The following is a 13672-nucleotide window of genomic DNA, read 5'->3' as shown; positions in this document are numbered from 1 at the left end:
CGGTTGCCACAGACATGACACTCGCAACGAAGGCCACGACACTCCTCGAACTGCACGTCCCCGGAAACCCGGTGATCCTGCCGACCGTCTGGGATGCCTGGTCCGCGAACCTCGCGGTGAGCGCCGGTTTCACCGCCCTGACCGTCGGCTCGCATCCGGTCTCCGACTCGATCGGCAAGCCCGACAACGAGGGCATCACCTTCGACGAACTGCTCACCCGCATCCGTCAAATCACCGCGGCCGTCGACGTGCCGATCTCCGTGGACATCGAGTCCGGGTACGGCGAGGACCCGAAACGACTCATCGAGGGCCTGATCGACGCCGGCGCCGTGGGCCTGAACATCGAGGACACCGTGCACAGCGAGGGTGGCCGTCTGCGTGAGGCGCAGGAACACGCCGACTTCGTCGGAGCACTGCGCGCGGCGTCGGATGCCACCGACGTCCACGTGGTCATCAATGCCCGCACCGACCTCTTCGTCAAGCAGATCGGTGACGAGAACGACCGTGTCGACCGTGCGATCGCTCGACTGAAGCTCGCCGCCGCAGCCGGTGCCGACGTGCTCTACCCGGTCGGCTTCCACAGCGACGACGACCAGAAGCGACTCACCGCGGAACTTCCGTTGCCGGTCAACGCCATCGGCCACCCGGTGAACAACTCGAAGTCCGCGCTCGCACAGCTGGGTGTCGGCCGTGTCAGCTTCGGCCCGATCTTCCAGATGGTCCTCGCCGAGCGCGCGAAGGACGTTCTCGCCGACTGGGCGTGACCTACTCGCGCGTGCTGTAGGCCTCGAGAGCGGCCACCTGCGCAGGATCGAGGGACGGCCTGACGGCGTCGCGCGCTGCCGCGACGTCGTCGGCCGTCACCACGGCCGTGTCGACGTCGCGGCGCATCGCCGTCAGTGCCGCTTCCCGCAGCAGCGCAGCGCAATCCGCGGCCGAGTAGCCCTCGAGGTCCACCGCGAGAGCATCCAGGTCGACGTCGTCCGCCAACGGGACGGATTTGCCGGCCGTGGACAGGATGGCGCGTCGAGCCTCGGCGTCCGGCGGCGGTACGAACACCAACTTCTCCAGACGACCGGGTCGCAGGAGTGCCGGATCGATGAGCTCGGGCCGATTGGTGGCGCCCAGCACGACGACGTCCTGCAGCGGCTCCACACCGTCCATCTCGGTCAGCAGCGCCGCGACCACTCTGTCGCCGACGCCGGAGTCACCGGTCTGTCCGCGGCGCGGCGCCAACGCGTCCACCTCGTCGAGGAAGATCAGGGACGGCGCGGAATCGCGTGCGCGGCGGAACAACTCGCGCACCGCCTTCTCCGACGATCCGACCCACTTGTCCATCAGCTCGGCGCCCTTGACGGCGTGCACGCTGAGTTGACCCGAGCTGGCGAGCGCGCGTACGACGAAGGTCTTGCCGCATCCCGGTGGTCCGTAGAGCAAGACCCCGCGAGGCGGATCGACGCCGAGTCGAGCGAACGAGTCGGGGTGGCGCAGTGGCCACAGCACGGCCTCCGTCAGTGCCTGCTTGGTCTCGACCATGTCCCCGACGTCGTCGAGTGTCACACTGCCGACCGCGAGTTCCTCGGTACCCGAGCGTGACAGCGGACGGATGACCGCGAGCGCAGCGACCAGATCCTCTTGCGTGAGTACGGGCTCGGACGAGTCCCGGTGAGCGCGCAGAGCCGCACCCACCGCGGCCTCGCGGCAGAGCGACGCCAGGTCGGCCGCCACGAAACCCGGTGTGCGCAACGCGATGTCGTGTGCCGCGATCTTGCGGGTGGGTACGTCACGCAGCAGCATCTCGATCAGAGCGGTGCGTCCTGACGTTCCCGGAAGGGGAAGGGCGATCTCACGGTCGCACAAGTCCGGTGCGCGGAGTCGCGCGTCGACGGCATCGGGTCGAGACGTGGTGCACAGCAGGGCGTTTCCAGCAGTGCGCACGACGCGCCGCAGACGGTCGAGGATCAGCGCCGACACGGGGTCTGCCGGTCGGCCCTCTGCGGCGACAGGGACGAGTGCGTCGATGTTGGTCACGAGCAGCACGGCGCCGTCGATACTCCCGGCCAGACGGTCGGCCGCGTCCGACACGGCCGCCAGGCGATCCTCCGCGGCGAGGGAACCGGTCGACGGCCCGTCGATCTCGACGACGCGCCGCGTCGACGCCACTGCGCGGACGAACGTGGATTTCCCGACTCCTCCGGGCCCGGTCACCAGCACACCCAGCTGCGCCGAAGCGCCGAGGGACTGCAGGAGTTCCGGTCGGTCCAGTGCCAGTTCGAGCCACTCCGTGACCTTCGACGCCTGCTCCTGCACGCCGACAAGATCCTGGACGTCGACGACATCGTGCTCCGGAGCTGGCGCGGCCGGTGCGGGAACAGTTCGGGGGGCCGACCCGCGGGTGACGGAGGTGTTCGGCTGAATGCTCACCGCGCCCGCGGGGTCGGTCGAGGTGACCGTCAGCAGCTCGGTCGTCCACGCGACGCCGACTGTCTGCGACAGGGTCTTCGACACCGACGACGTGGACGTCCCGGGTCCGAGATCTCGCGGGAGAAGGGACACCGCGTCACCGGCGACGACGACCTTGCCCAGCAGGGCGCGTCGCAACGTGGCGTCGTCGAGCGCGGCAGTACCGGCCGATCCCGTGACGGTGACCACCGAGGCACCCTGGACCGCGACGGGTGCGACGACCACCGAGGCGTTCTCGGTCAGTCCGGCGTTGGACAGCGTGACATCGTCGAGTAGTGCAGTGCCGGTGGGTGTTCCGGGCGGAGCCTGCGCGACGACGGTGGCCGTGCGGCGCGACCCGATCAGTTCGATGGCATCCCACTCACGCAGGCCCAGCGCGGTGAGCACCTCCGCGTGGACGCGCACGACACCGCGTCGGGCATCGGCTGCGGACGTCGTGAGGCGGACGGTCAGGGAGAGATCGGGGGAGCTCACCGGACGAGCCTATCGACCGCACACCGTTACGCTGCGCTCATGTCACGCGCAGCCGTCGTCTTCCACGAACGCGACCACGATCTGGGAGTACGCAACGTCGGGTCGCTGGGCCCGGCCCTTCGGGAGCGAGGGTTCGAGACGACGACGTTCTCCTTCGAAGGAGACAGCCGCGACGCGCAGCGCCCGCCCGCGGAGGCGTTCGACGTCGTCGTCCTCATGGGGTCACCCGACGCCGCGTACGACGACTCGTTGCCCTGGTTGGCGGAGGAAATCGAGTTCATCGACAGCGCGGTGGCACAGGGTGTTCCGGTCCTCGGTGTGTGCTTCGGCGGTCAGTTACTCGCGCGCGTGCTCGGTGGAACGGTCATGCGCGCCGAGCAGTCGGAGCACGGGTTCGTCGACGTCGAATCCGACGATCGTGATCTGATTCCGTCCGGACCGTGGATGCAGTTCCACGACGACACGTTCTCCGTCCCGCCGAACGGTCTGTCGGTCGCTCGGACTGCCGCAGCACAGCAGGCGTTCGTCCACGGTCCGCACCTCGGCCTGCAGTTCCATCCCGAGATCACCGCCGACGTCTTCGAGTCGTGGGTGCAGGGATGGGATGCCCGCGGTGTCCGCGCCGAGGTGGAAGCGTCTGTCGACGTCGAGGCGATCCGCGCCGAGGTTGTCGCACGCGAGGAGTCGTCACGGCAGGCGTGCGGCAGGCTGGTCGATGCGTTCCTCGACCGGTCCGCCGGGTTCCGCTAGCTCTCGTCTCTGGATGTACCGCGCTGCTCCGGAGAGCGCAGCCGCAGCCGCGCCGACGACACACCCGCGCGAGAGGTGGTGCGTCGACGCGCGATACCGGTGCGCGTCGGGCGGCCACGGCGTGCCGCACGGCGGACGGCGCGGCGCTCCGCAGGCTTGGCCTCCCATGTCTCGGGCCGTGCGGCTACCCATCGCCGCGAGCGGATCGAGAACGGGATGTGCGCGAGGTACAGGGCGATGAGGACGATGAGCAGCACGAACGGGAACGTGATCAGCGCGGCGCCGGCGAGACCGACCAGCACCAGCAGGATCGCGGCCATGCGCGGAGGAACCGAGACGGACTTCATCGCGAACGTCGGAATGCGGCTCACGGCGAGCAGCGCCGAGAAGACCGTCCACGTGGCGACGACGTAGTAGGACGACCACCATCCGTCGCCGAACTGCTGTTCCACCGCCAGCGGCAGCAGCACGACCAGGGCGCCCGCCGGAGCGGGAACACCGACGAAGTACTCACCGGCGAAGGCGGGCCGGGAATCGTCGTCGATCAGGGTGTTGAACCGGGCGAGTCGCAGCACCATGCTGACGGCGTAGATCAGGGCGACGACCCATCCGCCACTGCTGCCCTCGAGCAGCGTCAGGTACAGAACCAGCGCCGGCGCGACGCCGAACGAGATGGCGTCGGCAAGGGAGTCGAGTTCGGCGCCCATGCGGCTGGTGGCGTCGAGCATGCGGGCGATGCGACCGTCGAGAGCGTCGAACACCGCGGCCGCGCCGATCATGGCCAGAGTCAGACCGAGCCGGCCGTCCAGTGCGAACTTCACGGCGGACAGCCCGGCGCACATGGCCAGTACGGTCACCGCACTGGGAAGAAGCCGGACCGCGCCCTGTCTGCCGCCGAGCTCGTCGGTGTTCTCGCGGGCTGCGTTCACGGAAGCTCGGCCAGGACCGTCTCGGCTCCGATGGCGCGCTGGCCCACGAGGACCGTGGTCGTCGACCCTTCCGGGAAGTAGGTGTCGACGCGCGAGCCGAACCGGATGAGGCCGTACGTGTCGCCGATGGTCAGCGAGTCACCGACCGAGGTGTTGTTGACGATGCGTCGGGCAAGAAGGCCCGCGATCTGCACGACGGCCAGATCGTGTCCGCCGGCGGTGCGCAGGTGCATGCTCGTGCGCTCGTTGACCTCGCTGGCGTCGGCCAGGTCGGCGGAGAGGAATTGACCGTTCTTGTGCACGACGGCCTCGACGGTGCCGGAGACGGGAACCCGCTGCACGTGGACGTCGAGAACCGACAGGAAGATGCTGACGCGGGGCCGCGGGGCACTTCCGAGGTTCAGTTCAGGAGGGGGAACCGCGGTGTCGACCAGAGCGACCTCGCCGTCCGCGGGGGAGACCACGATGCCGGCGCGGTTCGGGGGAACGCGCGGGGGATGCCGGAAGAATCCCGCCATGGCACCGGCCGTCAGCAGCGACGCGGTGCGCACGCTGCGGTGACGGCGGCCGAGGGCGGCGAGCGCGAGAGGCACCGCGACGAATGGGGTTCCTGCCGGATGCAGCGGCGGAACACTCCTGCGGATCAGGTCGACGAGGTGTCCTGCTCCGGTCGGTTCGGGTGTACCAGCTGGGACAGGTCGGCGGGCCACAGGCTCCTCTAACGTCGGGTGGGGCGAGTAGGTACGCGGCCCCGAAGGTGATGACCGTACGAGTCGGGGCCCCTCACAGATTACGTGAGGGGCCCCGACTCGAGCGATGTGGTTGCTGTCAGACGCGTGAACCGCGACCTGTGACCGCCTTGACGATGAACAGCAGGATGATCGCGCCGACGAGGCACGTGACGAAGCTGAAGATGATGCCGCCGCCCTGCACGTCGACACCGAAGGCACGGAGGAGGAATCCACCGAGCAGGCCGCCGATGATGCCGACGACGATGTTCAGGATGATGCCCTGCTGGGCGTCCGTCTTCATGATCTTGCTGCCGATCCATCCGGCGAGTCCGCCGATGATGATCCAACCGATGATGCCCAGACCCAACATGATGGAACCTCTTTCGATTAAGCATGCTGCCCGAGGACCGGGCACGACTACTGACTGTGTCTACCCCGCCCTCACACTCAGCAAACGTTAAGACTTCACAGCAGCATCACGGTTCCGTGTCGAATCGATGTCGGCGGGTCTAACGAGGGGTGACCAGGAGAACCTGGTCGGTGTCGCCGTTGTCGGTGGTGACCAGGAGGGTCCCGTCGGGTTGCGCGGAGACCGTCCGGATCCGACCCTGCTCGCTGAGCGCCGGGATCGTCGTCTGCGAGATCACCGTGGATCCGTCGTCGCTGATGTCGAGCAGGAGAACTTCCTGACCCTTCTGCACTCCGACGGCGAGCATGCCGTTCCAGGCGCCCCAGGCATCTCCGTCGAGGAAGCTTGCCGACGCGGTCGCGATGGTGCTCGGACCCGAACTCCACACCGCATCGAGGGCGCCGGGGACGCGCTCGGGGTCCGTCATGGCGACCGACTCGTCGTATCCGGCGCTGCGGTCCGGGCGGTACCCGTAGTTCCCGCCGGCCACGAGGAGGTTCACCTCGTCGTCGCGTGAGGTGCCCTGCTCGACGGAGAAGATCTGGTCGGAACCCGGGCGCGCCGCCAATCCCTGAACGTTGCGGTGTCCGAGGGTGAAGACGGGGCTCGCCGGATCGGGGTTGCCAGGCGCGGGCGCGCCGGTCACCGCGTCGATGTGCAGCACCTTGCCGCCGAGCGATGTCGGGTCCTGCGGCACGGTTCCCTGCGCGGAGTCGCCGGTGCCGACGAACAGCGTTCCGTCCGGCTGTGCCAGGACTCGGCACCCGCCGTGGCGACCGGAGGTGACGGGGAAGCCCGAGATGACGGTGCGTGTCCGGGTGAGCGACGACCAGTCGTCCGACACGGTCCACGCGACGACTCCGATGGTCGGCGAATCTCCGTCGATGCCCTGGCACGAGTAGAGAGTGCGGTCCTGCGTGAAGTCGGGGGACAGGGCGAGTCCCATCAATCCCGTCTCGCTGCCGACGAACAGGTCGCCGAGGTCCGCGGACACCGGAGTCGGCTCGCCGCCGGGCCGGATGGCCGTGAATCGCCCGGCTCGCTCGTCGAAGAGGACGGTCCCGTCGGGCGCTCGGACGACGTCCCACGGGTGGTCGAGACCGGACGCCACCGTGGTGACGTCGACGGTCGGCACGGCATCGGAGTCACCGGCCTCCGGAGCGGGCGCCTGCGAGGACGACGTGGTTGCCGACGGTGTACCCGCGGCCGGTGACGCGTCGGCCCCTTCGGCGGAGGAGCATGCAGTCGCGGTGAGGGCGGCGGAGAGGGCGAGGCCGGCGAGGACGAGTCGGGTCATACCTTCACGGTACGAGCGCCCTCGGCGGCGGCCTTGATCTTCGCCAGTGTCTCGGTCATTCCCCGCAGCAGTTCCTTCTCGAAATTCGCGGACCCCCCGAGAGCCAGACGCACGGCGATGTTCGACACGGTGGTCGTTCCACCCGGCGCTTCCCGGCGCTCCGTCACGCGCGTTCCGGTCTCGGTCGGTTCGAGGAAGTACGACCAGACGGTGTGGTTCTCGGTGATGCGGAACGCGAGGAGGCGCTCCGGCTCGAGCCGGACGACCGTGGACGACGTCGGCCACGCGAGCAGTCCGCGACGATTCAGGTTCAGCGTCCGGGTGCCGACGCGAAGTGGTCCGAACACCTTCATCACGGCGCACTGCGGGCTCCACTCGCCCATGCGCTTCAGGTCCGACACCACTGCCCAGACCGCGCTGGGGGGAGCGTCGATATCGATCGTGGCGGACAGCGGTGTGGCCATGGAGGTTCTCCCGGTCGTGTGTGGTGGCGAGGTGCGCTCAGGGTAGTAGGACGTCCACGACGTGCACTGCCACATCGTCCGCGGTGAGCGTTGTCCCCAGAGTCGAATTCACCGCGTCGGCCGTGCGACGGGTGAGCGCGACGGCCAACTCGGACACGTCCTCGCCGTAGGGCACGGCGATGTCCAGGGAAGCCCCGATGCATCTGCGGCCCTCGACGTCGAGGTCGATTCCTCGCATCGTGCACGGCAGGTCGGCGACTGCGCGGGACACGGCCAGCAGCACCAGGTGGTCCGCGATCCGCAACGAATCGTCCGCAGCACCGTCGGGGAACACGGCGTCGAGTGCTCGCGTGCGGCGAGCCGTCTTGCGGAGGGCGGCAAGAATCGCGGTGCTCGCCTCGACCCACGAGGGAACGTCCTCGTCGCGAAGCTCCTGTGCCGCTCGGGTCAGGACGGGATCTGCCGGATCGTCGATCTCGTCTAACGCCATGCCGCCATCCTCTCGCTCAACGTTCTTCGTGCTCGGGTGACCTGGCCACGCACCGCCGACGGCGACATGGACAGAACCTCCCCGATCTCGACGTGGGACATTCCCTCCACTTCCCGGAGTAACCAGCACGAGCGCTGCACCTGCGGCAGGGTGGCGAGCGCCCGGCGCAACTCGGCCAGGAAACCGGTCTCGGTCGCCCGCACCTCGGGATCGTCGGACGCGTCGCTGACGGCGTCGTCGAACAACCATTCCTCGGCCGGGCGGGGAACTCGGCGCCGGGTGGCGTCGATCGCCTTGTGTGCGGTGATGCTGAACAGCCAGGTGCGGAGTGCGGAGTCCGACCGATAGTTACCGAGGTTCTTCCACGCTGCGACGAACGCGTCCTGCACTACTTCCTCTGCAAGACCTTCGTCGCGGAGCATGTTCCGGGCGTATCGGAACATTGCCGGGCCGTGAGCCGCGACGATCGCCTCGAACGCGACGCGGTCACCGATGACCGCGGCATCGACCAGCGCAGCGTCATTGTCCACGCGACGCATTCGATGCCCGAGGGTTGGAATGACTGTGCTGTGGCATACGTCACAATAGCGCGCGTTTTCCGAGACTCGCCCCGACCAACTCCTGTCGACAACGACATCGACTTCTCGATGACGCGCCACATCCGGCGCTCACTCGAATCCTTCGAAAGGACGACAGAAGATGACGACCGCCACCGGTTCCACCACCACCACCGCGAACGGCACCCTGGACAAGACCGCCGACTCCTCCGGCGCGCTGGTCGCCTCGGACGGCCGCACCACCATCGCGGACGTCGTGGTCTCCAAGATCGCCGGCATCGCCACCCGTGAGGTCCAGGGCGTGCACGACGTCGGCGGCGGCGCCACCCGCGCCATCGGCGCGTTGCGTGAGCGCATCCCCGGCGCCCGCGTCAACCACTCGCAGGGCGTGTCCGTGGAGGTCGGCGAGAGCCAGGCAGCCGTGGACATCGACATCGTGGCCGACTACGGAGTGTCGATCGCCGACCTCGCTACGGGTATCCGTCGCAACGTCATCGACGCGGTCGAGCGGATGACCGGACTGCAGGTGACCGAAGTCAACATCACGGTCCACGACGTCTACCTGTTCGAAGAGGAAGACACCCACGACGACGCAGCACCCGCCCGCGTTCGATGAGCCCCACGGCCCCGTCGGGTAGCGACCGCGCCGATCTCGTCGCGGACGCGGTGACGGCCGTGGCCGGTGTCGCGGCGTTGCACGGCGGAATGTTCGGCGAGATCGGCACGTACCTCCCCGGGAGGCGCGTGGCGGGTGTCGCCATCCGCGACGACGCGACCGAGATCCACATCGCCGTGACTCCCGACGCTGTCGTTCGGGACACCGCGGACGCGGTGCGACGGGCCGTTCGCGCGGTCGTCGACGCCCCCGTTCACGTGGTCGTCGAGGACGTCGCAGCGCCGGAGAACGAGGCGGAGTCGAACGATCCCCCCGCGGGTACTCTGCGCCCGTGACCGACGAGCAGCTGCCGCACGCCGACCGCGCCTACCGCGAGGCCCGGCGTGCGGCAGCTCGTGCTCACCACCCCGACGCGGGCGGCGATGCGCAGGCGCTCATCGATGCGCTCCGCGCCGTCGACGCTCGTTACGCCCGGTCGTCGAGTGTCGGGTCGACCCGTGCTACGTCCTCCCCGATCGTCGGACTGTCTCGCAGAAGCCTCCTGACCAGGCGTCTGAAGGCAGTGCGCTCGATGTTCCCGAGTCGACGCACCTACATCGACCTGCCCCGCACCGACATCTCGTAAGTCACCCCACTCTCGATCGGAGCACCATGACTTCCTCGACCATCGGTCTTCTCGCCGGTCTGCTGCTGGCCGTCGCGGCCGCCGCCGGCGGTTTCACCGGCTTCCTCGTCGCACTCGTCCTGGGTGCCATCGGGTTCGCCGTCGGCGCCTATCGCGACGGAAACTTCGACCCCGAAGCACTTCTCCGAGGTCGCGGCCGTGGCTGAGTCGTCCGACGTCCCCGCGCCGTCCGACGTCCCCGCGCCGGCCGACGTCCCCGAGACCGGCGAGCTCGCCGACCCCGGCAGCCGGGGCACACTGACGGTGCTCGACCGTGCGGTCGAGCGCATCGCCGATGCGTCGCTGACGCGAACCAGCGGCGTGCTCACCGCCGGAGGCAGTTTCGGTCGCCGCCCGTCACGGGTGAAGGTGACCAAGCAGGACGACCACGTCCGGGCCGCCGTCGACGTGACCTCGCGGTGGCCGCTGTCCGCAGCGACCGTCGCCACCGACCTGCGTCGCGACATCGTCCGCGGCATGTCCGAGTCGGGCTTGACCACGGATTCCGTCGATGTCCACGTGGGTGATTTCGGCGAAACCGGGCCCGCATCCGCGGCCGGCGACGCGACCACGGTTCCGGCGCCGCGTCCCCTCGCGACCCCGGCAGCGACCCCGCTCGCGATCCTCCTCTCTCTTCTGCTGCTGGCGGGAGCTGCCGTCCTGATCCGCGACGGACTCGTCGGGCTGTCAGTGCTGACCGGAACCGCGTGGACCGCCGATGCGCTCGACGCGATCGACGGCCTCACCGTGCAGTCCTGGATGTTCCCGGTCGGCATCGCCCTCGCGGTGGTCGGTGCGCTCCTGGTGCTCGCAGCGCTCAAGTGGCGCGCGCGCCGGTACCGCCCCAGCGGCATCGCGGACGACGTGTGGGTGCACAAGTCGGACGTCGCGTCGCTGACCGAGAAGGACGCCGCCCCCACCACGGACAGCGAGGACGCACGATGAAGCGCTCGACCGTGGTCCTCGACAGGCTCGGGGTCCTGATCATCGGCCTCGCCGTCGCCGCTCTCGGAGTCGCCGCAGTGCTGTGGAAGCAGGACCGCCTCGGCATCGAGTCGATCGACGCGTCGTCGGTCGTCGACCTGCAGGATCAGCAGTGGTGGCCGTGGGCGCTCCTGGGCGCCGGTGTTCTGGTGGCACTTCTGGTGTTGCTCTCGTTGCTGCGTCGACTCCCGTCGTCGAGCGGCCGCGACCTCGCGCTTCCCGTGACCGACGAACCCGACGGCACGGTGACGGTCGATCTGCGCGCCGTCACCAAGAAGGCGGCCGAGGCCGCGAGGGCCGTCGACGGCGTGAAGTCCGCACGATCGAGATTCCGTCGCGAACGCATCAGCGGTCGGCGAGTTCCGGTCATCACCGTCATCGCGCGAGCGGAGAAGGGTGCGGCGACGGCCACGGTGGCCCGTGACCTCGGTGACGTCCGCTCGGCGGTCGCCTCGGTGGTCGGAGACGACGCCATCGGCGTGCGAGTGCTTCTGTCGGGTTCGTGACAGACGACTAGAGGCTCAGTGCGGTAGCCACCACGGCGAGTGCCCCCGGAACGATCTGGACCAGGGCGCCGCGGAGAAGTCGACGGTCGGTGGCCAGCAGAACACTGCCCGCTCCGACCATCGACCCGGCCGCCAGGAATATCAGCGCCGCGCCGACGTGGCGGTCACCGGTCACGAGAACGAGGGCACCCACGGCGGCACCCACCGCGAGGAACAGGTTGTAGAAGCCCTGGTTGAAGGCCCATCGCTCGACGACCTTCGCTTCGGCGTCGTCACGGACACCGAAGACGGTGCGTCCACGCGAGCGGAACGCGACCGACTCGAGCACGAAGATGTAGGCGTGGAGCAGGGCGGCAATTCCCGCGAGGACGGCGGCGGCGGCGATCATGCGGGTCAGTATGCGCTGTCGGTGTCGACGCGTGTCATGTCCGCGTCACTGTGTTCTGTCACCGACATTCGCGAGGTCCACTGCGAACGCCGTCCGACGCGTACGCTTCGGGCCACGACCAGGGCTGTACATCGTTCGTGACTTCCCAGTCGTTACACAAGATCGATCCGGCGTCGTGTCGACGCCCCTCGTGTCGGGGAGATACACATGCACGACGTCGTGACCAGCCACGCGGTCAACATCGGCCACACCGATCTGATCAGCGCCGTGTTCTGTGACGAGTTCGAGATCGGCGTCGATCACGATGCGCTCGAGCTCATCGGAGCCGGCGACATCGCCCGCTGGATCTCGGACCTTAGTTCGACCGGCCTCTTCCTGCCGGGAGAGATCGCGGCCATCGAGTGTCGGTGGGCCCTCGATCCCGCAGGACTCGTCGCCGCGCTGGTCGGAGAGGTCGACGAGGTCGCACAGCGTCGGACGGCTCATCTCGTCGCTCTGAACGACGACGTCGTCGTCCACGCAGCGGTCGGCTGAGTCAGCCGACGCGGTCAGCGATTCTTGGGCGGGCGGTTCGACTCCGCGCGTCGAGCAGCGTCCTTCTCCTTGACGCGGATCGCTTCACGCTGGACCTCGGCGAAGTTCTCGCGTTCCTTGGTCAACCACGCCGGCTCCGCTGCGATCAGGTCGTCGATCTGCGCCTGAGTCATCGAGTCGGACACATCGTGCCGTGACAACGCCGTATTGGTGACGCCGAGTTTGCGTGCCACGACATCGCGCGGGAACGGCCCGGCGGTCCACAGCTGTGTCAGCCACTCCGGCGGATCCGCCCGCAGTGCGTCGAGGTCGCCGCGCGAGATGGGCTGCGCACGGAAGTCCTCGGGCGCGGCAGGGAGGTAGATGCCGAGCTTGGCGGCTGCCGTCAATGGCTTCATCGTCTGGGCATTCGCATCCTGGCTCACCGCGACATCCTAGCGTCCGCGGTGTGCGACTAGTCTGTGCAGGTGAACGATCCGACGGTCCTGCGCTGGTACATCACGGTCGCCGAGATCCTGGCCTTCGGTCGTGCCGCGAAGGCGCTGAACATCTCCCGGCAACGCCTGAGCGCCGCCGTTCTCGAACTGCAGGACGCCGTCGGCGAACCTCTCTTCGTTCCCGGTGACGGGCCCACCGAACTCACCGATGCGGGGCGCACTCTGTTGGAGCACGCGCGCGAAGTCGTCGCCGAGGACGACCGGGCGCGAGCCGAGGCCGCCGCAGCCGCTCCCGCGCTGCCCACGCTCACGGTCGGGTTCGTTCCCGGAGTGACCGTCACCAAGTGGACTCGTATCTGGGCGGAGCGCTTTCCCCGGACGATCCTCGAGACGGTAGTCGTCGAGGAATCCGAGCAGATCACCGCGGTGCGCGAGGGTCGCGTCGACATGTGCTTCGTCCGCGACCCGGGTGACCGGGATGGCCTGCACTGCGTGCCGCTGTATTCGGAGGTGGCAGTGGTCGTGGTCCCCAAGGACCACCCCGCGACGGCCTACGAGTCGGTGACGACCGAAGACTTGAGCGGTGAGACCCTGCAGGAGCTGACGGATCGGTCGGAGCCCACGCTGGATGTCACCCTGGAGATGGTGGCGGCAGGTGTCGGTCCAGTGATCCTCCCGCACTCGCTCGCCCGTCTGCACAGCCGCAAGGATCTCCTCTACCGGCCGGTCAGCGACGCCGACCCCACCGCGATCATGCTGGCCTGGCCGATGGCCGGAGCGCGCGACGAGCCGACCGATTCGCTCGACCTGGCCCAGGAATTCCTCGGCGTCGTGCGCGGGCGAGCGGCACACAGCTCGCGGTCCGAGGTCGAGCGGTCGACCCCTGCCAAGAAGAAGGCCGCACCCGCGAAACGGACTCCGGCGAAGCGGACTCAGGCACCGCGTCGACGACGCTGACATACTTTCTGCAGCGGTGCGT

Annotated in this window: 20 protein-coding genes; 10 read left to right on the top strand and 10 right to left on the bottom strand. The window is 68.6% G+C overall.

Annotated elements, in window-relative coordinates; genetic code table 11:
- Positions 1–14 precede the first annotated feature (14 nt).
- Positions 15–764 (top strand): isocitrate lyase/PEP mutase family protein, encoded by a 750-nt coding sequence (locus tag ASG64_RS13030; protein ID WP_056073981.1) that lies wholly within the window; start codon positions 15–17, stop codon positions 762–764.
- Position 765: 1 nt separating this feature from the next.
- On the opposite strand, the gene ASG64_RS13025 is transcribed toward ASG64_RS13030, so the two are convergent.
- Positions 766–2937, bottom strand: a complete 2172-nt coding sequence (locus ASG64_RS13025; RefSeq protein ID WP_056073980.1) for an AAA family ATPase — start codon at positions 2935–2937, stop codon at positions 766–768.
- A 39-nt stretch (positions 2938–2976) separates the two neighbouring features.
- Here ASG64_RS13025 and ASG64_RS13020 point away from each other — a divergent pair, with 39 nt between their 5' ends.
- Positions 2977–3687 (top strand): type 1 glutamine amidotransferase, encoded by a 711-nt coding sequence (locus tag ASG64_RS13020; protein ID WP_056073979.1) that lies wholly within the window; start codon positions 2977–2979, stop codon positions 3685–3687.
- Here the strand turns inward: ASG64_RS13020 and ASG64_RS13015 are convergent.
- The 7 genes from ASG64_RS13015 to ASG64_RS12985 all read right to left on the bottom strand — a co-directional run bounded on the left by ASG64_RS13015 (position 3684) and on the right by ASG64_RS12985 (position 8546).
- A complete protein-coding gene (locus tag ASG64_RS13015; RefSeq protein ID WP_156149011.1) occupies positions 3684–4529 on the bottom strand; it encodes a CDP-alcohol phosphatidyltransferase family protein in 846 nt (281 codons plus the stop codon). The two genes, ASG64_RS13020 and ASG64_RS13015, sit on opposite strands and share 4 nt — an antisense overlap.
- 83 nt (positions 4530–4612) lie before the next feature.
- Positions 4613–5326: a phosphatidylserine decarboxylase gene (locus ASG64_RS13010; RefSeq protein ID WP_056073978.1), complete on the bottom strand. Its 714-nt coding sequence runs from the start codon at positions 5324–5326 to the stop codon at positions 4613–4615.
- Positions 5327–5444: 118 nt separating this feature from the next.
- The gene (locus tag ASG64_RS13005) at positions 5445–5717 is read right to left on the bottom strand and encodes a GlsB/YeaQ/YmgE family stress response membrane protein (protein WP_056073977.1); all 273 of its coding nucleotides are present in this window, start codon (positions 5715–5717) and stop codon (positions 5445–5447) included.
- A gap of 139 nt (positions 5718–5856) precedes the next feature.
- Positions 5857–7053, bottom strand: coding sequence for a PQQ-dependent sugar dehydrogenase (locus ASG64_RS13000; protein WP_056073976.1), 1197 nt, complete (start codon positions 7051–7053; stop codon positions 5857–5859).
- The gene (locus ASG64_RS12995) at positions 7050–7517 is read right to left on the bottom strand and encodes an SRPBCC family protein (RefSeq protein WP_056073975.1); all 468 of its coding nucleotides are present in this window, start codon (positions 7515–7517) and stop codon (positions 7050–7052) included. Before ASG64_RS12995 ends, ASG64_RS13000 begins: the two co-directional genes overlap by 4 nt.
- A gap of 37 nt (positions 7518–7554) precedes the next feature.
- Positions 7555–8007, bottom strand: a complete 453-nt coding sequence (locus tag ASG64_RS12990; RefSeq protein ID WP_056073974.1) for a hypothetical protein — start codon at positions 8005–8007, stop codon at positions 7555–7557.
- Positions 7998–8546 (bottom strand): RNA polymerase sigma factor, encoded by a 549-nt coding sequence (locus ASG64_RS12985; protein WP_056073973.1) that lies wholly within the window; start codon positions 8544–8546, stop codon positions 7998–8000. The genes ASG64_RS12990 and ASG64_RS12985 overlap by 10 nt, the downstream gene beginning before the upstream one ends.
- Before the next feature lie 160 nt (positions 8547–8706).
- On the opposite strand from ASG64_RS12985, the gene ASG64_RS12980 reads away from it, so the two are divergent.
- Genes ASG64_RS12980 through ASG64_RS12955 form a run of 6 tightly spaced genes read left to right on the top strand, consistent with a single transcriptional unit; the run spans position 8707 to position 11334 of the window.
- Complete coding sequence (locus ASG64_RS12980; protein ID WP_056073972.1) at positions 8707–9180, top strand: Asp23/Gls24 family envelope stress response protein; 474 nt, start codon at positions 8707–8709, stop codon at positions 9178–9180.
- Complete coding sequence (locus tag ASG64_RS12975; protein ID WP_056073971.1) at positions 9177–9515, top strand: hypothetical protein; 339 nt, start codon at positions 9177–9179, stop codon at positions 9513–9515. The genes ASG64_RS12980 and ASG64_RS12975 overlap by 4 nt, the downstream gene beginning before the upstream one ends.
- Positions 9512–9805: a hypothetical protein gene (locus ASG64_RS12970; protein WP_056073970.1), complete on the top strand. Its 294-nt coding sequence runs from the start codon at positions 9512–9514 to the stop codon at positions 9803–9805. Before ASG64_RS12975 ends, ASG64_RS12970 begins: the two co-directional genes overlap by 4 nt.
- 26 nt (positions 9806–9831) lie before the next feature.
- Positions 9832–10011 carry a DUF2273 domain-containing protein gene (locus ASG64_RS12965; protein WP_027506261.1) on the top strand — a complete coding sequence of 60 codons (180 nt, stop codon included), beginning with the start codon at positions 9832–9834 and terminating at the stop codon, positions 10009–10011.
- Positions 10004–10789, top strand: coding sequence for an Asp23/Gls24 family envelope stress response protein (locus ASG64_RS12960; RefSeq protein ID WP_056073969.1), 786 nt, complete (start codon positions 10004–10006; stop codon positions 10787–10789). The genes ASG64_RS12965 and ASG64_RS12960 overlap by 8 nt, the downstream gene beginning before the upstream one ends.
- Complete coding sequence (locus ASG64_RS12955) at positions 10786–11334, top strand: hypothetical protein (protein WP_056073968.1); 549 nt, start codon at positions 10786–10788, stop codon at positions 11332–11334. Before ASG64_RS12960 ends, ASG64_RS12955 begins: the two co-directional genes overlap by 4 nt.
- Before the next feature lie 7 nt (positions 11335–11341).
- On the opposite strand, the gene ASG64_RS12950 is transcribed toward ASG64_RS12955, so the two are convergent.
- Positions 11342–11722 carry a DUF1304 domain-containing protein gene (locus ASG64_RS12950; protein WP_056073967.1) on the bottom strand — a complete coding sequence of 127 codons (381 nt, stop codon included), beginning with the start codon at positions 11720–11722 and terminating at the stop codon, positions 11342–11344.
- Between the two features lie 207 nt (positions 11723–11929).
- On the opposite strand from ASG64_RS12950, the gene ASG64_RS12945 reads away from it, so the two are divergent.
- A complete protein-coding gene (locus ASG64_RS12945; protein ID WP_056073966.1) occupies positions 11930–12256 on the top strand; it encodes a hypothetical protein in 327 nt (108 codons plus the stop codon).
- A gap of 14 nt (positions 12257–12270) precedes the next feature.
- Here the strand turns inward: ASG64_RS12945 and ASG64_RS12940 are convergent, their stop codons facing one another.
- Positions 12271–12681, bottom strand: a complete 411-nt coding sequence (locus tag ASG64_RS12940) for a DUF5997 family protein (protein ID WP_042574975.1) — start codon at positions 12679–12681, stop codon at positions 12271–12273.
- A gap of 42 nt (positions 12682–12723) precedes the next feature.
- Between ASG64_RS12940 and ASG64_RS12935 the strand changes: the two genes are divergently transcribed.
- Entirely contained in the window at positions 12724–13650 is a 927-nt protein-coding gene (locus ASG64_RS12935; RefSeq protein WP_082518472.1) for a LysR substrate-binding domain-containing protein, read from the top strand.
- Positions 13651–13672: the final 22 nt, after the last annotated feature.

It is taken from the genome of Rhodococcus sp. Leaf247 (assembly GCF_001426185.1).
In the GTDB taxonomy this organism is placed as follows: domain Bacteria; phylum Actinomycetota; class Actinomycetes; order Mycobacteriales; family Mycobacteriaceae; genus Rhodococcoides.
Note: the sequence above shows the minus strand (reverse complement) of the source record. Positions and strands in the feature narration are given on the sequence as shown.